This is a genomic window from Streptococcus sp. 27098_8_69, assembly GCF_041432445.1.
Lineage (GTDB): Bacteria > Bacillota > Bacilli > Lactobacillales > Streptococcaceae > Streptococcus.
The window spans coordinates 1-23955 of the sequence record NZ_JAPVZO010000011.1; the positions used below are offsets into that span (position 1 = coordinate 1).

General features: G+C 38.4%; 21 protein-coding genes and 1 pseudogene. All 22 read right to left on the reverse strand.

Features of this window, described 5'->3' with window-relative positions; translation table 11 throughout:
- A pseudogene (locus tag O3658_RS05180) lies at positions 1 to 204 on the reverse strand (IS3 family transposase); the annotation flags it as partial.
- Between the two features lie 119 nt (positions 205 to 323).
- Complete coding sequence (locus tag O3658_RS05185) at positions 324 to 1478, reverse strand: MFS transporter (RefSeq protein WP_371559765.1); 1155 nt, start codon at positions 1476 to 1478, stop codon at positions 324 to 326.
- A gap of 239 nt (positions 1479 to 1717) precedes the next feature.
- Positions 1718 to 2644 carry a permease-like cell division protein FtsX gene (gene ftsX / locus O3658_RS05190; protein WP_371559766.1) on the reverse strand — a complete coding sequence of 309 codons (927 nt, stop codon included), beginning with the start codon at positions 2642 to 2644 and terminating at the stop codon, positions 1718 to 1720.
- Positions 2637 to 3329 carry a cell division ATP-binding protein FtsE gene (gene ftsE / locus O3658_RS05195; RefSeq protein ID WP_049548597.1) on the reverse strand — a complete coding sequence of 231 codons (693 nt, stop codon included), beginning with the start codon at positions 3327 to 3329 and terminating at the stop codon, positions 2637 to 2639. Before ftsE ends, ftsX begins: the two co-directional genes overlap by 8 nt.
- A gap of 15 nt (positions 3330 to 3344) precedes the next feature.
- Positions 3345 to 4440 (reverse strand): peptide chain release factor 2 gene (prfB, locus tag O3658_RS05200; RefSeq protein WP_371559769.1). Its coding sequence is split into 2 segments (ribosomal slippage): positions 3345 to 4367 and positions 4369 to 4440, totalling 1095 coding nucleotides; the frame shifts between segments, so codons are not numbered across the junction.
- A gap of 283 nt (positions 4441 to 4723) precedes the next feature.
- On the reverse strand, positions 4724 to 7264 hold the full coding sequence (locus O3658_RS05205) for an MBL fold metallo-hydrolase (RefSeq protein WP_371559771.1): 2541 nt from the start codon (positions 7262 to 7264) through the stop codon (positions 4724 to 4726).
- Positions 7265 to 7332: 68 nt separating this feature from the next.
- A complete protein-coding gene (locus tag O3658_RS05210; protein ID WP_371559772.1) occupies positions 7333 to 8139 on the reverse strand; it encodes a phosphorylcholine transferase LicD in 807 nt (268 codons plus the stop codon).
- Positions 8140 to 8943, reverse strand: coding sequence for a phosphorylcholine transferase LicD (locus O3658_RS05215; protein ID WP_371559774.1), 804 nt, complete (start codon positions 8941 to 8943; stop codon positions 8140 to 8142). It lies immediately after the preceding gene.
- Between the two features lie 9 nt (positions 8944 to 8952).
- A complete protein-coding gene (locus O3658_RS05220) occupies positions 8953 to 10440 on the reverse strand; it encodes an oligosaccharide flippase family protein (protein WP_045763506.1) in 1488 nt (495 codons plus the stop codon).
- A 233-nt stretch (positions 10441 to 10673) separates the two neighbouring features.
- Complete coding sequence (locus O3658_RS05225; protein WP_371559776.1) at positions 10674 to 11711, reverse strand: prephenate dehydratase; 1038 nt, start codon at positions 11709 to 11711, stop codon at positions 10674 to 10676.
- Entirely contained in the window at positions 11704 to 13170 is a 1467-nt protein-coding gene (locus O3658_RS05230) for an O-antigen polysaccharide polymerase Wzy family protein (protein WP_371559777.1), read from the reverse strand. Before O3658_RS05230 ends, O3658_RS05225 begins: the two co-directional genes overlap by 8 nt.
- 15 nt (positions 13171 to 13185) lie before the next feature.
- Complete coding sequence (locus tag O3658_RS05235; RefSeq protein WP_371559778.1) at positions 13186 to 14172, reverse strand: glycosyltransferase family 2 protein; 987 nt, start codon at positions 14170 to 14172, stop codon at positions 13186 to 13188.
- A 1-nt stretch (position 14173) separates the two neighbouring features.
- Positions 14174 to 15277: a glycosyltransferase gene (locus O3658_RS05240; protein WP_371559780.1), complete on the reverse strand. Its 1104-nt coding sequence runs from the start codon at positions 15275 to 15277 to the stop codon at positions 14174 to 14176.
- Positions 15267 to 16103, reverse strand: coding sequence for a phosphorylcholine transferase LicD (locus O3658_RS05245; RefSeq protein WP_371559847.1), 837 nt, complete (start codon positions 16101 to 16103; stop codon positions 15267 to 15269). The genes O3658_RS05240 and O3658_RS05245 overlap by 11 nt, the downstream gene beginning before the upstream one ends.
- A 140-nt stretch (positions 16104 to 16243) precedes the next feature.
- A complete protein-coding gene (locus O3658_RS05250) occupies positions 16244 to 17563 on the reverse strand; it encodes an LCP family protein (RefSeq protein WP_371559782.1) in 1320 nt (439 codons plus the stop codon).
- Positions 17560 to 18408, reverse strand: a complete 849-nt coding sequence (gene pheA, locus O3658_RS05255; protein WP_371559784.1) for a prephenate dehydratase — start codon at positions 18406 to 18408, stop codon at positions 17560 to 17562. The genes O3658_RS05250 and pheA overlap by 4 nt, the downstream gene beginning before the upstream one ends.
- Positions 18405 to 18881, reverse strand: a complete 477-nt coding sequence (locus tag O3658_RS05260) for a shikimate kinase (protein ID WP_371559785.1) — start codon at positions 18879 to 18881, stop codon at positions 18405 to 18407. Before O3658_RS05260 ends, pheA begins: the two co-directional genes overlap by 4 nt.
- On the reverse strand, positions 18874 to 20157 hold the full coding sequence (gene aroA, locus O3658_RS05265; protein WP_371559787.1) for a 3-phosphoshikimate 1-carboxyvinyltransferase: 1284 nt from the start codon (positions 20155 to 20157) through the stop codon (positions 18874 to 18876). The genes O3658_RS05260 and aroA overlap by 8 nt, the downstream gene beginning before the upstream one ends.
- A gap of 89 nt (positions 20158 to 20246) precedes the next feature.
- Positions 20247 to 20585, reverse strand: a complete 339-nt coding sequence (locus tag O3658_RS05270) for a YlbF/YmcA family competence regulator (protein ID WP_371559788.1) — start codon at positions 20583 to 20585, stop codon at positions 20247 to 20249.
- Positions 20586 to 20596: 11 nt separating this feature from the next.
- Positions 20597 to 21700, reverse strand: a complete 1104-nt coding sequence (locus O3658_RS05275) for a prephenate dehydrogenase (protein ID WP_371559790.1) — start codon at positions 21698 to 21700, stop codon at positions 20597 to 20599.
- 9 nt (positions 21701 to 21709) lie between these two features.
- Positions 21710 to 22876, reverse strand: coding sequence for a chorismate synthase (gene aroC / locus O3658_RS05280; protein WP_371559791.1), 1167 nt, complete (start codon positions 22874 to 22876; stop codon positions 21710 to 21712).
- Positions 22877 to 22885: 9 nt separating this feature from the next.
- Positions 22886 to 23953 (reverse strand): 3-dehydroquinate synthase, encoded by a 1068-nt coding sequence (gene aroB, locus O3658_RS05285; protein ID WP_371559792.1) that lies wholly within the window; start codon positions 23951 to 23953, stop codon positions 22886 to 22888.
- Positions 23954 to 23955: the final 2 nt, after the last annotated feature.

The following is a 23955-nucleotide window of genomic DNA, read 5'->3' on the forward strand; positions in this document are numbered from 1 at the left end:
ATTAATCATTTCTTGTTTTAAATCAGGAGAATAGTAACGATTTTTTCCTTTTTTGACGAACTCTATTCCGTAACGATCAATCAATTTAATCATGTACCTAATATTAGAATTGTTTATCCCAAATTTATTTGAAAGCTTCTCTAAGCTATATCCTTGTTTTCTAAGTTCATAGATCTGAACTTTATCATCATAAGTTAATTTCATAATAAAAATACCCCAAAAGTTAGATTTTTTCTGTCTAACTTTTGGGGTTCAGTTCAAGGTTTTTCACCTGATAGTATGCGTTTTTCTGATTGTAAAGATTTTTTCTCAACCTCTTTTTGTTAAGCTTCTTTTTTCAATAGGAGAGAAACAAGGACAGATGTCGCAATCATCCATGCTCCTAGAATAATAAAGGTCATTCGACCATTCGTTGTTACTAAGCCAATTCCTGAAAGAACAAAAGGTGTTAAGGAGGCACCAAAACTACATCCCAAGACAGCATAGGAAGTTGCTTTGTTGAGGAGCTTTGCTGGGATTCTCTCAGAAATTAACTGAAAGACAGTCGTCAGAGCGATGCTGTAGGCAAATCCTCCTAAGACCGAACCAGCAACGACAACCCAAAGAGAAGGTGAAAGAGCAATGATGATTTGCCCAATACCAAAGGTTACACCCGCAACCAATAACAGTTTTTCCTTAAAGGCAGAGATGAGGAAAGAAAAGCTAATTCCCGCCAGAATTCCAATCAACTGCATGGCACTGAGTACCAGACTAGACAACTGAGCATCTCCAAAGCCTGCCTCAATCATGAGACTAGGAATACGGAAGGTAATAGCTGTATTAGTACATACAATGACTGCAGCACCGACAGCTAGAAAGAAAATCAGCTGTAGCATGGAGCGAGTTAGTTTGGTTGCTTCTTCTGTCTTTTGCTTGGACTCATGAGTTTCTCCTTTTCCATAAGGGACAAAGAGAAGGAAAAGTACAAGGACCACTAGACCAGCTGCATAGGCTAGGAAGGTTGCAGTCCATCCAAAGGCCAAGAGTTGACCAACTGCCAGAGTCAAGATAGAGGCTCCCACTACCTCAGCTGACCCACGAAAACCAAGCATCTGGATACGAGTTTTGCCATGGTACCGTTCACTGATGATAGAGATAGCCTTGGCGTTTAACATCCCCACTCCAATTCCAAAAAGGAGACGAGTAGCAAAGACAAAGTAGTATCCCTGATACCAGAAGGGAGCTGTTCCGCTGATTGATAAAATCAAAAGTCCCAGGGTCAACTGGAGACGTTCAGGAAAAATCCGTTCTAAAACTCCATTTAAAAGGAGCATGGTCATAATCCCAAAGGATGGAAGGCTGACTAGAAGTTCAACCTGACCAGTCGAATAGCCCTGATAATAGTTAAACATGGCTGGTAGGGCACTTGATATTGAAAATGATGTGATCAATACTAACGACAGGGAAAGTATACTCACTTTTTCCAAAAATTGTTTCATTTTATCCTCATTCATTATTTATGTTAAGTCAAAAGAGCTAGATATTACTGTAGAGATAAAAGATATCTTTCATCTAGTCCCTATAACTCTTTTAGCAAAAAGGTCCTTTCCTATCATACACTGTTTCCCAAAAATTGGCAAGCAACTGCTTTCTAAGTTCAACATAAAAAGTAGGACCATCAGACTCGGAGAAGCCTCGATGGTATCCTACTTTTATAGATTTTAGCAAACTATCTTACTTAGATTTTCAAGAATCGGCGCATTGAGATTCCTGAACCAAGTGAACCGATACAGATTCCAATGAGGAACAAAAGACCAATCATCAATGGAATAAAGGTATCTGGGGTAATCAAGGATAGGTTTTGTCCAACCAAGGATGGGTTGACAGATTGGAATACTCGGTTATAGATAAAGTAAACCAAAACTGATGGAAGAGCTGCTCCCAACAAACCAATAAAGGCACCTTCTAACAAGAATGGACCACGGATGTAGCTGTTTTTAGCACCAACCAAACGCATGATTTGGATTTCACGACTACGTGAAATGATAGTGATACGAATGGTATTTGAGATCAAGAAGACTGCGATGAAAATCAAGAGTCCTGCAATGAACAATCCCCAAACACGGATGAAGGAAGCCAACTTGAAGAGACGCTCCGTATTGGCACCACCGTCTTGAACCTCAGAAACTCCTTCGATTTTCTTAGCTTCTTCAGCGACTGGTTTCACATCACTTGGTGAATTGGTATCTACAATGTAGGCATCATGAAGGGGATTGGCATCACCTTCAAAAACCTTCCACTCGTCACCCATGGTTTCAGTCAGCTTTTGGTACTGCTCTTCTTTACTTGAGAAAGTTACACTTTTAACAGCTGGCATAGCCTTGAGGGCATCATAAACCTTGTGGTAATCATTGTTTGTAACTGTTTGGCCCTCTTTGACAATGGTTTCACTATTGTCTTCAACGTCTTTACGGACATAAATCATGACGCGGACGTTGTTTTCGATATCCGTTGCCAATTTTGCAGTATTAAAGATAACTGATGCAAAAATAGCAACCAAGGTCAAGGTAATCATTACTGAACTGACAGCAGCAATGGTCATCCACCCATTACGCTTTAAACTCTTTAAAGCTTCGAATAGGTGGCGGAAAAATCTACTAATCATCGTATCCGTACTCTCCTTTCGCTTCGTCACGAACCACACGACCATTCTCGATGGCAATGACACGGTGGCGCAAGGTATTTACGATTTGGCTATTGTGAGTCGCCATCAAAACAGTCGTACCTTGGAGATTGATGCGCTCCAAGAGGTTCATGATTTCCCATGAGTTATCTGGGTCCAAGTTACCTGTTGGTTCATCGGCAATCAAAACCTTAGGATTGTTTACGATAGCACGGGCAATGGCGATACGTTGTTGCTCACCACCTGACAATTCATTAGGGAATGAACGAACCTTATGCTTCAAGCCGACAAGATCCAAAACTTCCATAACACGTTTTTTGATATTGCGACGGCTTTCACCGACAACCTCCATTGCGTAAGCAATGTTCTCATAAACGGTTTTCTTTGGCAAGAGTTTGTAATCCTGAAAGACAACTCCTACACTTCGACGAAGAAGAGGAATATCTTTCTTTTTAATCTTAACAAGATTAAAACCTGCAACCTGCAAACTTCCTTTTTCAACTTTAACTTCACGGTATAAGGCACGGATAAAAGTTGACTTACCTGCACCCGAAGGACCTACGATATAGGCAAATTCTCCTGGTTCAATTTTCACAGAGACGCCACGTAGGGCTGTTGTCCCGTTGTCATACTTTTTGACAACATCTCTCATTTCAATGATCGACATGTGACTTCCTTTCTTTTAACTAATACGCCATTTCAGATAGGCATCAATGAATCCATCTAAGTCTCCATCCATGACCTTATCTACCTGCGCAACTTCAAAACTGGTACGGTGGTCTTTCACCATGGTATAAGGGGTGAATACATAGGAGCGAATCTGGCTTCCCCATGTGATTTCTTTCTTTTCCCCCTTAAGGGCATCTACCTCAGCAGCTTTCTTTTCCTGCTCCATCTGATAGAGTTTTGCCTGGAGCATCTTCATCGCACGGTCACGGTTTCCGTACTGAGTACGGTCAACGGTTGATGCAACGACAATCCCTGTCGGAATGTGGGTCAAACGGACACCTGTTGAAACCTTGTTGACGTTCTGTCCACCTGCTCCACCCGAGCGGAAAGTATCCATCTTGATATCATCTTCTCGGATGTCAACTTCAATCGTATCATCCAACTCTGGCATAACTTCTACAGAAGTAAAGGAGGTGTGACGACGCTTAGCTGAGTCAAATGGTGAGATACGTACCAGACGGTGAACTCCCATCTCTGACTTGAGAAGTCCATAAGCATTTGGCCCTTCAAAAGACAAGGTCACTGACTTAATACCTGCTTCATCACCTGCTTGATAATCCAAGACTTCAACCTTGAAACCTTTGGCGTTACCATAACGAGTATACATACGAAGAAGCATATCGCCCCAGTCTTGGGCTTCTGTTCCACCAGAACCTGGGTGAATCTCTAAAATAGCATTATTATGATCATAAGGCTCTGACAAGAGCAGAGTCATTTCGTAGCTAGTCATCATCTGATCTAGCTCAGCTAACTTCTCCACCAACTCATCTTTAACAGACTCATCCTCTGCTAAAAAGTCTAGTAAGATTTCAGCTTCATCCTGCAATTCCTCCATCTTGTGGAAAATATTGTAGGTATTTTTTAGTTCATTTAATTCTTGCGACGTTTTTTGGGCCGCAATATTATCGTTCCAAAAATCAGGTTCTGTCATTTTGTTTTCCAAAATGGCAATTTCTTCTTCTAACCCTTCGAGGTCAAAGAGACCCCCTAAAAGAAGCTAATTTTTCACGATTGGCGTCAATTTTTTGACGAATTTCTGAAATATCCATATTTACTCCTTTTTTGTATCGTTTTATTATACCATAATTTTTCTTATTTATCTAATCGGTGTTTTTTAAAATTTCTTATCAAAATATTTCTATTTGAAGACGAAGGTGCTCTTTCAACAAGTTAGGGTATAAAGAATCAAAAAACACCCCAAAGCTGACCAATATTCTCATTCTAAAAACATTGATTGATTCTCTGAGATGTATATAAATACTATTTTAAAAGAAAAGTATCTGACAGGTCTGAACACAGCACCTAATCAACTTTCTAGCAAAGCAACTAAGATTATTCTTTATCTGCCTTCAAAGTCTGTTTTGTTTCAGCAGCTTCATCTTTTTTATTGTCTTCTGCTGAATGCTTCTCTTTCTCAACTGGCTTATCAGAATCCTTCTTAGGTTCTTCTTGACTTCCCTGAACTTCTACTTTATCAGGATTCAAGCTCCAAATGCCATCTTGATTGACCTTGTAGCCATCAGGTGTTGTCCCATTTCTCAATAAGGAACCATCTGCTTGGAAATAGTACCAGTTGCCATTCAGTTGTTTCCAACCAGTCTGCATAGCACCACTTGCATTGAGATAATAACGAGTGCCATCGACATCTAGAAGACCTGTTGCCATGACACCATCATCAGTTTTGAGATAGTACCAAAGTCCTTTGTCTTTGAACCAACCTGTCTTCATGGCTCCACTTTCTGTAAAGTAGTAATACTGGTTATCTAGCAATTTCCAGCCTGTCTCCATAGCGCCACTTGCATTGAGGTAATAACGAGTGCCATCGACATCTAGAAGACCTGTTGCCATGATACCATCATCAGGTTTAAGATAGTACCAAAGCCCTTTATCTTTGAACCAACCTGTCTTCATGGCTCCACTGCTTGTGAAGTAATAATAATGGTTGTTCAACAATTTCCAACCAGTCTCCATAGCGCCACTTGCATTGAGGTAATAACGAGTGCCATCAATTTCTTGAAGACCCGTTAGCATGATACCATCTTTATCTAGATAGTACCAAAGGTCCTTATCTTTGAGCCAACCTGTTTTCATAGCTCCACTGCTTGTGAAATAACTATAATGATTGTCAAACCATTTCCAGCCTGTCTGCATGGCTCCACTTGCATTGAGATAATAACGAGTGCCATCAATCTCTTGAAGACCCGTTAGCATGATACCATCTTTATCTAGATAGTACCAAGTATCCTTATCCTTGATCCAACCTGTTTTCATAGCTCCAGAACTTGCAAAATAGTTCCAATGACCTTCAATCATGGCCCAACCGGTTTGCATAATTCCCTTATTATCAAAGTAGTAGTGTACTCCATTGATTTCCTTTTTACCAACTATGTGTTTTCCATCTTCATCAAAGTAGTACCAATTTGATTCAATTTTTTGCCAACCAGATCCTGTCTCATCTGACTGTAAAGCACCACTACTTGCAAAGAACATCTTTTTGCCGTTAAAAACTTGTGAACCAGTAAGCATTTTACCATCTTTATCAAATAGGTACTTTTGCCCACCAATTTCAGCTAGTTCATTGTATGTTCTAGCACCAGACCATGTGATATAGTACCAAGTCCCATCATGCTTAAACCAACCTGATACCTGCATACTTCCATCGTTGTTGAGATAATACCAGTTTCCATCTACTTTTTCTTTAGAATCTTTCAGATGAAGCCATCTATCAGCCTGCATTTGGCCTTGTCCATTAAAGAAATAGTAAACCCCATTAATTTTTTTCCAACCAATAGCCATTTGATCATCAGATAGACGATATTTCCAGTAGCCATCTTCCTTATACCACTTTTCTGATACTGTAGGAATATCAGGGAAAGAGTCTGATACATTTGAAAAACCACTATCGCTGATATCAAATACTGTCGCATCTTTGGTTTTACTATAAGCCTTGATAATTTGTATATTTTTTTCTCGAAGCAAATTAGTTGTTGATTGACGATTGATATCTGCTCCACTTGTTTGAACAACTATGCTAGGTGACAAATTTTCAATAAAGTTAACTGTGTTTGAAATCGTGGCATCATAATGATGATTCCATTTCATCATATCTACTTTACCAATTACAGGACCTAATCTATCTTCAGCCCCCTGATCATTATCTAAGTCTCCACCTAGATAGATTTTCTTAGCAGCTACATTCACCACAGCAACAATTGAGTTAGAGTTATCATCATAGACTCTTTTTAAATTCCCATCAGGACCATACTCATTTTTATAATTGTATAGTTGGATATCCATATCACCCAATTTAAAATGACTATCCTGATCAGAAATATCTTGAATAAGAGTTACACCACGTTCTAGAGCTGTTCTCACTGCATTATCATAATTATAGAGATTATCCCACAATCTCCACTGTGTTGTAATACGTTCGTCTGAATATTTTTTGAGATAAAATCTGTCAACAGGGTAACGTTTTAAAACTTCATCTGCAGTACCAATATGATCACTATGAACATGGGTTCCTAAAACAAAATCTAATTTTTTAACACCAACTTGTTTTAAATGGCGGAAAAGTCTGTCCTCAATTGTATCTTCATTCGCTCTACTAATTCCCCAACGATCTGGATAGAGTGGATTACTTCCATCTGGAAAATCATAGTCTTCACCCATATCAATTAAACCAAAATGTCCATTGCTTTCCAAGAGGATAGCATCACTTCCTGACTTTGATTTCAAATTAATAAAATGGATCCTATTACCTCCACCAGTAGAAATAGTATCAGCAAAAGCTGGTTTCGATAAAGATAGTATCACTAAGGTATATAGAAGACAACTGTATAATAGTATATTTTTTATTTTTAAATTTTTCATATAAATTATATTCCCCTTTATTTAATTGAATATTCTGTTAACTTTTCTATTTGTAAAAGTTTAAACTCTTACTTTCGATAAGCCTTTATACTATGGCTATACCACTCCTGCATTTCTTTTGATGGCGGAGTCATATAATCTCCATACATCTGGGTTAAAAAGGCATCGTAGTTCTTTGGAATAGGCACCATGCGACCTTCAAACTCTGTTAAAATCAGTTCTTTAAGGGTTCCTGCTGGAAAGACTTCTTTCATTTTTTCTTTTCCAACTCCAATGGCTCCTTCATAAGCAGGATTGTCTGTCACACTATTTTTAACTAACTCATCTATTTTCTTATAGAAATATCTCGGATTAACTAGTCTGAGAGGATACCAAGTACACAAGCGAAGGAAATCTTTTAATTTGCTATCTCCGTGAACCGCACGTTCTTTTTTGATATAGGCAAGCTGACGCAAAGCAACATATTTATAGCTCTTATCAACAATACTTAAATCTGAAAATTGATCGATTGGAAAGACATCAATGAACAAACTAGTGTCATGGCGCTTATATTTTACGTTATCTTCAATTACAGTTGATGTATCTAAAATAGCTGCAAAATTATGGAAATACCATGAAGAGGTATCGTAAGAAAGAACACGATAAACAGGATGTTGGTCCTCCTCAATTGCTTTTAATAGACGCTCATAGTCTTTTCTATACAGTGAGATATCGATATCATCATCCCAGGGAATCATTCCCTTATGACGAACAGCTCCCAGCATGGTTCCATAGCTGAGGAAATAAGGAATATCATTTTTCTTACAAATTTCATCAACATAGTCCAAAATACCTAGTTGAATTTCTTTAATCTCATTTTTTTCTAAGTACTGCATTTAATCCTCCAATTTATAGGCTTCAAATTCGTGACTATAAAACTGTTTTTCTTTTGGTGGGAGAGTCATATAATCACCATAATACTGCTTCAAAATAGCATCGTATTGTTTCGGTGCTGAAAGCATCAGATGTTCAAAAGGAACTTCAATTAAATCTTCAAAAACTTCTTTGGCAAAGACTTCTTTTTCCTTAAACTTGGAAGGAATAAAAGCGATATATTTACCATCTTTTACCCTATACTTTTGAATTTGCTGTTCAATTTGACTTGCAAAATAACGGGGAGAAATCGGACGAAAGATAAACCAGAAGAAGGAACGAATTAAGTCTTTTAACTTACTATCTCCATAAACAATATTCTTATGCTTACTGAAGGACAATAACTTAAAGCTTTCCAACTTATAGCAAACATCGATAACCTTAGTATCGTTGAAAGAATCCATTGGAAAAATATCAATGAAAATTCCAGAATCATACGTTTTTGTATTTCGTGTATCCACTATTCTCGTTGTCGAATCTACAACCTTTATAAAATTATTATAGTAGTGATCATCGGTTTCCAAAGCTAAAATCTTATATTTCGATTGTTCTTGATGAAATAACTGGATAAAACGTTCGTAGTTTTCACGGGTCATAGAGAGGTCTATATCATCATCCCAGGGGATAAAACCCTTGTGACGAATAGCTCCTATCAAAGTACCATAATTGATAAAATAATCAATATCATGCTTTTTACAAAACGAGTCAATAAAAGCTAAAATATCAAGTTCAATTTGTTTAGCCTCTTCGATACTTAATCTTCTCATCTATTCCTCCTAAGATTTTTTAATACGTTTTTTGAGCGAGATGACATGACCTAAAAATTCATAAAAGATACTATCTTTGGTCCAAACCAGTAAACCAATATAGCTAAGAGCTGATAAGACCATGATAATCAACATATTGATTAAGAAAGGTAGGTTGATCACCATTTTGACCGGATAAACAAGATTAACTAAAAAGTAGATCGGAACAAATGTCAATGCGAAAAGAGAATAACGCACCGTATATTTGAAGATATGTCCTAGATTAATGAGCTTGGTCTTATGAATAAAGATAACGTAGAGTACTAGGAGAAAACTTTCCGATAACATCGTCGTAATCAAATAGTACTCCGGTGTAATAATATTATTAAAGTAGAGGAGACTATCAAGAACTAGGTTCAGTCCACCAGCAAATAAGGTATAGACTGTAATTCTTTTTTCAAATCCATTTGTAAAGAGAATTTGAGAGCCTAGAATAGTATCTAGGGCAAGAATAATGGTACGAAAAGCAAAGAGGGATGTTAAGATGCCACCACCAATATACTTCTCACTACCATACAAAAGGATTGCATTTGGCCCTAAAATCATCAATCCAAAACTAAGTGGAATGATGAAGAAGTTGAAAATGCGACTTCCTCGATTCACCAAATTTACATACTCTTCTTTTTTTCCAATACCTAGATAGTAGCTCAAGCGAGGAACACTGACTCCAATCGCACCCGTAACAACACCAGCGATGACCGTTACAATTCGTTGTGCCATTGTATAATAACTGACGTTCACATCAACTCCAGTTTTTACCAAAAAGAGACGATCCAGGAAGGTAAATAGCATATTGGCATTGGCAAAGATCAGCATGGCTGTCAAAGGTAGGAAAAGAGGTTTAAATTCTTCTAATGTAACCTTAACAAACTGAATATCTCTTTTAATCCAAAAATAACTAATGAGATAATTGATGAGAGTTGAAAGACTCATAATCAGTGTATAGATAACAATATCATGCTCATTTTTCACAAATAAAAAGATGGATACCAGCATGAGAATGCGAATAAATGCTGTTTTATAAAATAAAAAGCTATAATTCTCAAGCGCTTCATTCACCCATTCGATTGAGAAAATCTGAGCTATGAGTTGAACCCCCATTACCAAGAAGATTTTCTTAATAACAGGATTACTATTAAAGAATAAAGGATACGATAAAAGATAGACGGCACTTGTAATAATCGTACAAGCTACACACAAATAAAAAAGACTTGAAAAGACTTTATTTAATTCCTTCTTATTATCTTTTACATTACTAATAGCTCGAAGTCCGTAATTATAGACTCCATAGGTTGCAAAGGGCAAGAAAAAAGACAGAATGGTATCAACAGAGTTGAAATAACCATAGTCTGTTCGATCTAGAACACGCGCAACATAGGTACCCGTCAAAATTGGGAAAATAATATTTAAAACACGAATCCCCATATAAGCCAGGGCATTTAATTTTATACTTTTCATTCAATTTACCTCGTTGATTTATTATATCATAAACTTAGTTAAAAAACCTATTTGACTGGGAAATCTGTTCCTCAAGCCACGTTTATCCTCCCTGACGAAACCTTATCCAAATCCTCTAGGAAATCTTTTCTACAGTATTCTTTTAAATCTGAATTTTTCCCAAAGACAAAGGAGGACCATTCGAGTCCTCCTTTGTCTTGGATGATTTTTAATTCTTTATGTAAATCATATCATTAGAGTGCAAAAGTAATCACACCTAAAACTGAACGGTTTAGATTTCTCACTTCTTGCATACTTTCTTCAAATTTCTTATAGCGAGTAACACCATATTCTTCTACGAAAAGTACATTCTCAAATGCTAAAAGATCTTTGACATTTTGCAAGTTAACAAACTGAACACCCTCAAGATTCAATTTGTATTCTACTTGTAATTTATTCAAAATACGATTATCTGAACTTACGATTGCTAGTGGTTGACCTTGACACTTGTAACTCAATAGTTCAGAAAGATTTTCAAGAGTTGTAATAGTTGAAACGAAGTCTACTTGATAAGCAGAGAAATCGCCTGCACGATTGATAGTTGGGTTGAAGAGGTAAACTAGAACATTCGCCATGATCACTAGGATGACACAGAGAATACCAATAATCACTAAGCGCAAAATAAGATTTTTCAAGTTAAAGCCAAGAGCAACTTCTCCATTCGGAGTCAATTCTTTAGAGTTAACTGTTTCAAGTTTTTCAATCTTAACGTCTGTATAGGTAGACTTGAACTTGTCAATCAATGAATCAAACTTGCTTTCAAGGAAATCATTTACTTCCTTACTTGGAGTTAAAATTTTAACAGTTACACCTGCATCATCAATCAATGGGTTAATCGTTAATTTTTTTGTCCAATAGTCACTTGCAGAATTCTTCAATGCTGTTTCTGTGGTATCTAAATCTTTTGCGATTTCCTTCATCTTATCAGAATCAACATCATTGAAAAGAAAGGCACCATTGAGATTACCATCAATTAGTTTTGCATAGAAGTCACTATAACCACCAACTTGATGATTCAAAATTGTTTTTGATGATGTTTCTGGAGCAGTTATCTTATAAGTGATATAAGTAGAATAACTAGTAGAATCTTTGACTGTATTTTTATTTTTAACAGCTTTTAAAGTAAATGGTACAGCTATGAGAGCAAATAAAGCTAGTAAAGCTAGCAAATTCACTTTACGTTTTTTATAAAGATTTGCGAACAAATCAACTACAGAATAATGTTCAAACATGTATTTCCCCTTTTTTGATTAAGTGATGATTTTCTTTTGTAAGCATTTTTGCCACGAAAATGATAATAAGAACAATTCCCCAGAATTGCATTGTAAAAAGATTAAAGAAACTTTCTGAGAAGCTACTTCTAGGCATAAAGAATAAATTATTCAGGATTAGCAAAGATAATGCAAATAAGATTGTTCTTGAGCGATAAGCTACTTGTAGCATGGCTATAAAGAGCATACCAAGTAAGATACTTAGTAGAAATAGTCCCAACATACCATAATCAGTATACAATTCCATGATATAACTACTTCCAATACCATGGCCTCTTAGATATTCTTTATTTAGAACAAGATAAGATAAATTGTGGGCATAACTATTACTATCGATCGCTAGTTCAATACTATTTGTCGTATGTTCAAATGGTTTGGCGCCAAATATGATTCCGATACTACCTCTCGCAAAATAGTCAACAACCGGACCAAAAGTGAAATTTCGGAAGTCTCTATACGGAAGACTACTATTGTACAAGAATCCTCTCGCTAAAACTCCAAAACTAGTTCCTTGTTTATAAATGAAATCGAGTAATAAATCAAAAACTCCACTATGAGATACTTGGGCGTTATCACGAACATAGTTTAGTGCTCCCATCGCAAGCATGAGAACAGGTGTTCCAAGATAAATAGCCAATTTTTCTTTGAAACCAATCCATTTTCCTTTCTCCGTTTGTTCACGCATAAAGTAGTAAACAAAGGCGAAAATCAAACTCAGAATAAAGGGATTTCTGGTACCAATTACTAAGTGAATCAAGTTAGCCGCGATATAGGCAACTAAAACCATTGTCGCATGTGACTTTTTCGGTTTGGTTGCTAAGTAAACACACATGGCATAAACCGTGAAAGTCGATAAGATATAGGTAAAGTAGGGCAATTGACTTTCAAAATTTGCATAATAATTGTAATAAGAAGTTTGCAAACGGTATAGCAAGCGCTCAAATAGTCTAAGGAAATAAAATGGATAGGTGAGTAGAAATACACTCAATGACACAAAACGTAATTTTTTTATATAATTGACATTTACTGTTTTTTCCACTTTTGTAGGAGCTTTGCTTTTTCGAGCAAGATAATAATTGGCTATAAAACCACCTATTGTCAGTCCTAAAATAGAAACAATGACAACTAGGAAAGCAAATCGATAGGCAATTGGTTGGTAGGTGTCTAGCGCTCCATCTCTAAAATAATCGATAGTGGGTCTGGATACCAAAAATATAAAAATTGTGATAAAGAATATAAAGTGAATCAAATAGTATTTGATATTATTCCAGCAAAGTAGCAGACTGCTAATTAAGAGCAAAAGCAAAGTTGTCAGAAGTCCTACGTTGTTACTGGTAAACAAATAAGTGATTCCGCTTATTATGGTTACGATATAGCTTAGAATCGTAACCGTTAGCAACATTCGTTTGCCATCAACCATCTCAGCCCTCCTTTTCTAATTAATTTTTTTCGATTGCTCAATATTTTTAAACAATAATATTCTATACAATCTTACATTTACAAATAAGGCTAAAGCACTAATACGTCTTCCTTTTCTAAAAATGGTATTTTTGAAAATAGCAAAGGCATGTTTTTTTAAGTAGCCATAAATCCGTGGATAGTCTTTAAACTCTTTGAAATTATCATCTAGAAGCATTTTATCCAAGATAAAGAAATGTGCATATGCCAGTCTAAAGAAAGCTACTTCTGTTAAGTTTGGATATTCCTTGACGACTTCAGTATAAAATTTTTGATAAATATCAATGTAAGCTAAGTCTTTTTCCGCATATGGTTTGGTAGTAATACTATCTCCTCGGTGGAAATAATAATAGTACGGTTTGGTATTCACAACATACTTTTTAGCTACTTTAATGAGATCAAAATGATAATAGGCATCTTCATAAATCAAGCCTTTTGGAAAAGTTAACTGTGCTGCAATTTCCTTCTTGATGAGTTTGTTACAAATAGTACCAGGTATTTTCTCACCAATTAAATATTCTCTGAGGAATGTTTCAGTATCACATACAAAATAATCATCCTGGTTTTCAGTTTGCGGGCTCTCACTATTGGCATAGACATTCATAACCCCACAGCTGGAAACATCCGCATCTTCATTGACTAATTGTTGGTATAAGCTAGCAATCATTTCAGGATGTATATAATCATCCGAATCTATAAAAATAACATAGTCTCCGTGGGCTTGCTTCAATCCATCATTTCGAGCTTGAGACAAGCCTTCATTTTCCTTGTGATAAACCAAAACTCGTTCATCTTGTTCAGCAATTTGTTCACACAAGCGACCACTTTCATCTGTCGCACCATCATCAACGAGAATGATTTCGAGGTTTTGATAGGTTTGTTGCTGAATGGATGCTATTGATTTTTCAAGGTATTGCGCCACATTATAGACTGGAACAATGACACTAATTAATGCAGTTTCCATGCTACTCCTCTATTAGTTTTTCTACTTGTTCAATTTGTTTAGCAATCGTAAATTGCTGAATAAATTGACTGGCTTCATCGACATTAAAGCTTGATGCAACTGTCATGTAGTTCTCAATTGCTTGAGCTGCTTCTTGATTGCTTTTAATGATTTTACCAAATCGTCCTTCCTGAGATAATTCCTCTGCTCCCCCAACTTCAGTAGATACAAAGGGAACTCCCAGACTCAAGGCTTCAACATAGACTCCAGAAAAACCTTCCTGTTTGGACATGGATAAAAGAACTTGCATCTTAGAAAGATACTGATACGGATTCTTTTGATATCCAAGGAAATGAACGTAATCCTCAAGTTGATACTCTTTGGCTCGTTTTTTCAGTTCCTCTTCCATCTCACCAGCCCCTATAAAGTAGTGATGGTATTTCTTGCCTTGCTGGTGCAACAGTCGTATAACTTCTACTACTCGGTCAGAACCTTTATTTTCTTCAATACGTCCAATGGTGCAGATACTCTGAGGAGCTATCTCAATAGCCACCTTCTCTTTTGATTTTTCAAAAATGCTTTCAAAATCATAACCATTATAGACTGTTACTAATTTTTGTGAGTAATCTGGATAAACTTCTTTGATAGAATTGCTGGTTTTTTTTGAAATTCCTACTATTCTATCAGCATCATCCAATTGTCGTCTATGAGAATCACGCTTCGAACTATCTGTTAAGAATTCTTCAATACTTCCATGAATCCAAGAAATCTTCTTCACTTCTTTTCGTTTAGAAAATAAAAGAGGAGGATTCATAATGGTAAAGGAAACCTCTACATCATATTGATCTTTTACTAGTAAACGTCTGGTGAGTCTTGGGAAATAAATTCTCAATCTCCATAAAAGCGCTCTCAACCATCTTGGTTGACGATAGTCTTGAAAAGCTTTTAAAATTCTCACATTTTCAGGCACAGGTTCGTATCCTTTATCAAAATGTTCCATTTCAAGGATATCAATATCATACTTTTCCGGATCCAAGTTTGAAACAATCGTAGAAAGGATTTTTTCTGCACCTCCGCCTAGAGAGAAGGACCACATAAAAAATAAAATTTTCTTCTTATCCACCATATTCTCCCTTATATTCAGTGTAACTCTTATCCATATCTGCTATAAGGGCATCGTGGTGAGGTACTTGCTTGTCAGCCGGAGGTGGTGTCATGTAGTCACCAAAAGCTGTACTGAGATAGGCATCATAACCAACTGGAATAGGCATTTCTGTTCCTTCGAAAGGTAAGAAAATGCTATCTTCAAAGGCCTGAATTGGATACTTCTTCTTCATGTATCCTGGCCCTGAACATAATTCTGTGATACCATCACTTTCAGCTGGTCCATATTTGGTCATTTCTTTCTCAGCCTTTTTCCAGATACGATAGCGAAGCGATTTAGGGGTTAATCCTAATAAAATCGTGCTCCCCCATTTCATGAGAGCTCCGTGTTTTTCTGGAATGGTTTGGGCACAAAAGAGAGAATAAATCAAAGCCCAACGTACTTGTTTCTTACGTTCAGTTGGATTTTTAGGATAGTAATCCAAGGGAAGAACATCCAAGGCCAAGCCGTGTGGGAGGTCCAAATCTTGTTGGTAAGGCTTGATGCAAGTTGTTTCCTTGTCTCGAATAGTGATAAAGAGGTTGCGGTCAACAAAGTCTCTATCACTTTTTGATAGGAAGTAACGCTCATCCGCATAACGAGGCCATAGCTCTGCTAATTTTTCATAATCCTTGCGGGGCATAAAGAAGTCTAAATCATCATCCCAAGGGATAAAACCTTTATTTCGTAGAGCACCAATAGCTCCTCCGCCACACAAATAACAGAGTAAATCGTGTTCTTTACAAAAGGCGACAAAATATTCAGCCATTTCTAGGCTACGAGCTTGAATTGCCTTTAAATCACTCATCTTATTCTCTTCCTCTTCTATAGAATACATCATTCTATTATACCATAAAAATCGTTTATAAATCCATCTGACCATGTGAAAAATCAAAGCCCAAGATACCTATTTTCATAGGTGCCTCAAGCTCTGATTCATTTTACATTTTATCTAAATCCCATCTGGGCCAGTTTATTTTGGTAAGCTTTTTGGTCCACTCGAAGGGATTGACCACCGTATACGTCAAAGTCATCTACCCAGTCTCCAAGTTCTGGAACTGTCAATCTTTCAATACCATTCTGCGCACCTTCAAGGACTGATAAGCCATTGGTCAATAAGAAAGTATATGGAAGGTTTGTAGAGGTCATGGCGAATACTTTACCAAGAGCTTCCGAACCAGTGAAAAGTTTTGTAGGATCTTTTATTTGTTGTAAAACAGCAGTCATGACTTGTTGCTGTCTACGAGTACGGCCATAGTCCCCTTCATCATCATCACGGAAACGTGCATAGTTGAGAAGAGTTGACCCATTCATCTGTTGTTTTCCAGCTCGAATGGTTTGAGTCGGTGACTCAGTTTCCGTTGCGTGCAAGTCATCTCCTACAGTCGCTTCTGTCACTGGGACCCCGTTTAGAGTTGAAAACTGAGCATCAATGGTCACACCATCAGGGAAAAGCGTATCAATAGCTGTCGCAAAGGCTTGGAAATCGACAAGGGCATAATATTTGATGTCTAGATCAAAATTATCCTTGAGCACCTTGCGGACCATTTCAGCTCCTTGTTTACCTTCTTGTTCCCCTAATTCGTAGGCTAAGTTTAATTTATGGTCGGTCTGTTTTTGACCATTGATGACTTGGCTATATCCATCAATATAGACCAAGTTATCACGCATAAAGCTAACAAGCTTCAATTTTTTATCTTTGCCACTTACATTCAGAACCATAATGGAATCTGTCCGTGTTTCTGCACTATTCTGTCCTATACGTCCATCCGTACCCAAAATAAGAATATTAACCCCATCACGCGTATCTTGTCCATTGAAGACTTCAACCTGAGCAGCTTTGGCATCTTTGGTCCCATTTGAGCTATTAGGATTCGCCGATTGGAATCCCTTTAAGAACATGACGATCATTCCTACTGCTACACAAAGCAATAACATCCCTAACCAAACAAATAAGCGTTTAAAACGAAAGCCTCTTTTTTTCTTTTGCTTCTTAGCTTTTGGAACCTTCGCTTCCAGTTGAGCCCCGCCACTACGGCGACTAGAACGGCTACGATTAGCATAGGTTGGCAGGTCGATACCAGAGTCTGAAAGAAGTTGTTCTTTAGTTTCTGGATTGAAAACTTCCGCTGAACTTTTTTGACCTTCTAACTTAGCATGTAAAAAGTCAAATTCTCTCTTTTCTTTCTCATTCAAATAATGAATATTTTTCAAAAGATAGTCATATCTCAGTTTTTCATGGTGTGTCAAAGGATTCTCTCTAGTCATTCCCTCTCCTTTCCTTTATCCTGTATGGTATAAATAGGATAATCACCTAGTACTTTATACTGGATTCCAATCGTTTCTAATTCTTTTTGAGCAAAGTGGACCAGTTCTTTATCAGCATAGTCCACATCAATGATAAAAAAGTATTCTCCCAAGGCTGTTTTTAGGGGACGACTCTCAATTTTAGTCAAATCAATCCCACGCCATGCAAAGGTAGAAAGTGCTTTGTATAATGCACCTGGAAGATTATCTGGCAAGGTCAAAGCTAGACTCATCTTTTCAGAACCTGGACTCAAGGGGATTTGTGGTAAGTTCGGTCCCAAAACCCAAAAACGAGTAAAATTGGCTTCCATTTCTTGAATATCTTGAGCGATCAGTTCTAGCCCATATTCCTCTGCAGAACTTCTTGGGGCAATCGCCGCAAATGGTTGATCAGGATGTTCAGAAACATAGCGCGCAGCGTAGGCTGTACTGGCAGTGACTTCTAGTTGCGCATCTGGATAATGCTCGTCAATAAATTTCTTCCCCTGTGCCAAGGCCTGTGGGTGAGAAAAGATTTTCTCAATTTTAGATTGCCCTGGCACTACCATCAATTGTTGGTGGATTGGCTGAACAATCTCTGTCACAGCTTGAATGCGAGCCTGATGGAAAAGATAATCCAAGGTTTCATGAACACTACCTTCAATGGAATTTTCAACTGGCACCACTGAATAGTCTACCAAACCTTGTTCATAGGCCTTGATAACGTCCGTAATATTTGAAAATGGCTCTAGTTCCTCATGTGGAAAAGCCGTCTGCACCACATGGTGCGAAAAAGATCCTTTGGGACCTAGATAGGCAATTTTCATGTCAATTCCTCTATAATTTCCTCTGGGCTTAGCTTGGACACATCGATAACTTTACTAGCCACTTCCTCATACAAAGCCTGTCTTTCTTTAAAAATCGCAGCCAAATCTTCCTTACTATTGTTTAGAAATAGCGGGCGTTGGTTATCCTTATCATCTGAAATTCGCTGGTAAAGGGTCTCAAAATCTGCTTTTAGGTAGATATTCTCTGGATTTTGCTTGAGTAAGTCACGATTTTTCTTAGAAATGACCACTCCACCACCAGTAGACACGACTTGGTCCGTTTTTAGTAGGTCAGCCAAAACTTCTTCTTCTATCTGACGGAAGGCTGCTTCTCCTTTTTCTTCAAAGAAACGAGCAATTGGCATCCCCAGTCGGTCTTCAAGCAAGGCATCCATGTCTACAAAGTCAGGATCTAATCCTCTAGCAATAGTAGATTTTCCTGCCCCCATAAATCCAAGTAAAATCTTAGCCATGAATCAAAGTCTCCAAATCATCAAAGAAGCTTGGGTAGCTAGTATTAATGGCTTCTGCCCGATCCAATTCAACCTCTCCATCTGCCACTAAAAGCGCTGCAATGGCTGTCATCATGCCGATACGGTGGTCTCCAAAGGTATTGACTCTGGCTCCATGGAGAGCAGATTTCCCTTTGATAATCATGCCGTCTGCTGTAGGAGTAATAGCTGCTCCCATGCTATTTAAAGCATCTGCAACAACCTGAATACGGTCAGTTTCTTTAACCTTGAGTTCTTCTGCATCTTTGATGACCGTTTTCCCTTGAGCTTGGGTAGCTAGGAGAGCAATAATTGGTAATTCATCAATTAAGCGCGGAATCAAGGCTCCACCAATCTCTGTTCCCTTCAGGTCTGAAGTTTCGACAGTCAAGGTTGCAGACTTAGCAATTGGATCAATATCAGTAAGGTCCAATTTACCACCCATAGCACGGATAACATCGATAATACCTGTTCGTGTTTCATTAATACCAACATTCTTGAGCACCACTCGAGAATTTGGAACAATCAAACCAGCTACTAACCAAAAGGCTGCACTGGAAATATCTCCTGGAACGACAACCGTTTGTCCACTTAGTTTCTGTGGTCCCTGGACAGTGATTTTCTTACCATCGACACTTAAGTCTCCACCAAATTGACGCAACATATCTTCTGTGTGGTTACGAGTGCACTCCTTCTCAATGATGACAGATTGGCCCTGAGCCTGCAAAGCCGCAAAAATCAAGGCTGACTTAACTTGAGCAGAGGCAATCGGCAATTCATAATGAATAGGTGTTAAGTTTTTTGTTCCTTTTAAGTGTAACGGTGGCAAGTCTCGCTCTGTCTGACCAGAAATGCTAACTCCCATTTTTTTCAAAGGAAGGGTCACACGGTCCATAGGACGTTTAGAAAGACTGTCATCTCCAAACATTTCTACTTCAAAGTCTGTACCAGCAAGGACACCTGAAATCAAACGAATAGAGGTCCCAGAATTCCCCATATCGAGAGCGTTCTTAGGGGCTTTCAATCCTTCCATCCCAACACCTTGTATGGTAACGACACCGTCTTTGTCCTCAATCTCAACACCAAGGTCACGAAAAACTTGCATGGTTGATAGGACATCTTCGCCACGTAAGATATCATAAACCTTAGTCTCACCCTCAGCCAAGCTCCCAAAAATGATAGAGCGATGACTGATGGACTTATCACCTGGTACTCGAATACTACCATTCAAATGGTTAATGTTTGTTTTTAACTTCATACTAGACCTCATACTGACAATACTTTTTCTTATTTTATCATAAAAAGTCAGAAATTTCTTAAAAATTCCTGACTTTATGAGGTAAATTCTTATTTTAAAAGTTCTGAAATTGGTTCAAAAACAATTTTTTCAATATCAGATAGATAAATAGAAAGTTGTTGCTGTTTGGCAAAGAAAGCTGATAAAAGAGAGTTGCCCTGAATCAACTTGCCAAAAGATTCCATTTTTTCTTGGAAAGAAGCGTCTGGCATTTGACCAGTTTGGGCCATGACTTGGATTTCATGCTGAAAAGCAATGTAATCTGCAAAAATCTTGCTAGCTTCTGCATCGGCTTGGATAGCATCTCTAGCTTCCTTAACCGCCTTGTATTCTGGCAATTCGCGTAGTCCACGACTTAGTTCGTTTGCACTATCATAAATATTTGACATAATTGTCCTCCTTATTTAATAACGACTGTGTAATTCGTATTTTCTGTAATGACTTGCTCAGCACGTTTTAAATCCTGAGCATTCTTAAAGGAAATTTGCAGAATCCCGTGAATATCTTCACGGTTTTCCTCATTGATATGGATATTGACCAAGGAAGTTCCTCTTAGTAATTCCAAGATGCGCAAGATAACATCTTCCTCATCGGGAACGTCTACATAGAGGTCAAATGAGCTATCTACACCACCACGTTTATGGATTTCCATAGCCTGCCGTTGCTCACGCGCTTGATTGAAAAAGTTCCAGATTTGGTTTTCATCACCCTTACTAATAGCTTGTCCAACCTCGTCTAAACGTCGCTTAAAATCTTCGATACGTTCAATGATGGTCTCTCGATTGGATAAGAGGATAGAAGTCCACATTCCTGGCTCACTTTCGGCAATCCGAGTCATATCACGGAAACCACCTGCCGCAAAACGTCGGGCCATCTCATGCTCTTCAGCATAACTAGCAGTTTGTTCCATCAAACCTGATGCTAAGATATGTGGAAAATGACTGATCTGAGAAGTCACTCGGTCATGCTCTGTAGCATCAATTTTAATGAAACGAGCGTGCAGACCTGACAGCAAGTCCTTCATTTCTTCAAGCGTGTCTGGAGTCGTTAGGCTCGAAGGTGTGAAGATATAGTAGGCATTTTCAAAAAGATTAACATCGGCAGAAGCCGCTCCTGTCTTATGACTCCCTGCCATAGGATGAGCCCCTACAAAGCGAACAGGCTTATCAGCAAAACAGTTCTCAGCTGTAGCCACGATAGCTGACTTGGTCGATCCAGCATCAGAAATAATGACGCCTTCTTTTAGTTCCAAAGTTGCCAATTCTTGTAAAAAAGCAATGGTTTGCTTGATTGGCAGGGTAAGAATGATGACGTCTGCAAGTGGAGCAAAACTGGCAAAATCATCCGTCGCACGATCAATCATTCCTCGCTCCAAGGCAATATCTCTAGATGCCTGACTGCGATTGTATCCTAAAATTTCATAATCAGGATGATCCCGCTTGATTCCGAGTGCCATGGAAGCACCGATCAAACCCAATCCTGCGATATAGATGGTTTTAGCCATAAGAACTCCTTAATAATTCTTTGTATACTCCCGATGTTTAGCAACAGCTTCTTTTAATTCCTCCAGATTATCAGAAGAGAATTTCTCTAGAATTTCCTGGGCCAAAACTGTTGCTACGACTGCTTCCATAACAACACCTGCTGCTGGAAGAGCAGTTGGATCACTTCTCTCCACCGTTGCTTTATAAGGTTCATGAGTTTCAATATCAACGCTCATCAATGGTTTATAGAGAGTCGGAATTGGTTTCATGACCCCACGGACAACAATTGGTTGGCCGTTAGTCATACCACCTTCGAAACCACCAAGGTTATTAGTACGACGAGTATAGCCATCTTCTGGTGACCAGAGGATTTCATCCATGACTTGGCTACCCTTGAGATAACCGGCTTTAAAACCAAGACCAAACTCCACTCCCTTAAAGGCATTGATTGAGACAACCGCTTGAGCTAGTCTTGCATCTAGTTTGCGATCCCATTGAACATAAGAACCCAGACCAACCGGAACACCACCGACAACTGTTTCGACAACACCACCGATGGTATCTCCATCACGTTTGATTTGATCAATATAGTCCTTGATTTCCTGCTCACGTTCTTGATTGACGATAGAAACTTCTGACTGGGCAGCTAGTTTTTTAATCTCTGCGACTGTTAAGTTTTCTGGAACATCGATTTCCTTACCACCAAAGACAACAACATGGTTTGCAATTTCGATATCAAGCTCAGCCAATAAACGCTTGGCCACAGCCCCAACTGCCACCCGCATAGTCGTTTCACGGGCAGATGAACGTTCTAGGGAATTTCGCAAATCATCAAAGCGGTATTTGATACCCCCAACCAAGTCTGCGTGACCTGGACGAGGATGTGTGATTTTTCGTTTACTTTTAAGTTTATCTTCAATATCCTCGGTAGACATGATATCAAGCCATTTTTGGTGGTCTTTGTTAATGACATCCATGGTAATGGGAGCCCCTGTCGTCTTTCCATGGCGAACACCAGAAGTAAAGACAACCTGATCACTCTCAATCTTCATACGTCCACCACGTCCGTAACCACCTTGACGACGTTTGAGATCCTCATTGATATCATCGGTAGTCAAAGAAAGGCCTGCTGGGATTCCTTCAATAATTGCTGTCAGACGAGGACCATGTGATTCTCCTGCTGTTAAATATCTCATACATTCTCCTTATTTTACTAGGTAATCTTTCATTTCTTCGAGAGAAACTGGGTGAATCCTTGCTGAACCAAGTTCTGGTACCAAGACTAATTTCATAGTGTTGCCACGTGCTTTTTTGTCATGGGTTAAAGCCTGATAAAGCTTTTCAACATCCCAGTTTTCATAATCCACAGGAAGGCCAAATTTCTGACACATTTCTCGGATAGACTGAGTGATTCCAGCTGGCATAAGGCCTTTTTGTTCGGCTACTTTAGAGACCTGAACCATTCCCATAGCTACTGCCTCGCCATGCATGACACGTCCATAACCAGCAGTCGCTTCGATAGCATGGCCAATTGTGTGACCAAAATTGAGATACAGACGAATACCATTGTCCAATTCATCCTCAACTACCATCTTGCGCTTGACCTGGCAAGAGTGCTCAATCAAACTTTCTGAATGTTCCAAAATACTCTCTACAGAACCATCCATTTCAGATAATATGTCCCAGAGTTCTGGATCTTCAATTAAGCCATACTTGATGACTTCCCCCATTCCTTCAATCAATTCTCTCTTCCCTAAGGTTTCAAGAACAGTTGGGTCAATCAAAACACCATCAGGCTGGGCAAAAGTTCCTACCATATTCTTAGCAAAAGGAGTATTCACTCCTGTCTTACCACCGATTGAAGAGTCCACTTGAGCAGTCAAACTGGTTGGAAATTGAACAAAGTGAATACCTCGCATGTAAGTTGAGGCTACAAAGCCAGCCAAATCACCAACGACACCACCACCTAAAGCTACGATGCCATCACTGCGAGTCAAGTCTTGCTTGACCAAAAATTCATAAGCTTTTTGAACCGTGGTTAGATTTTTTCGCTCTTCACCCTCTAGGAAGTCAAAAACTGCCACTTGAAAACCAGCATCCTCTAGGCTCAATTTAACTTTTTCTGCATAGAGAGAAGCCACATGGTTATCGGTAATGATAACGACTTTTTGCGGTTGCCAAAGTTCCCGCAACCATTTTCCTGCTTGAGACAGGCATCCTTTTTCAATCTGAATATCATAAGGATGGTGGGGAAGGTCTATTTTGATTTTCATAG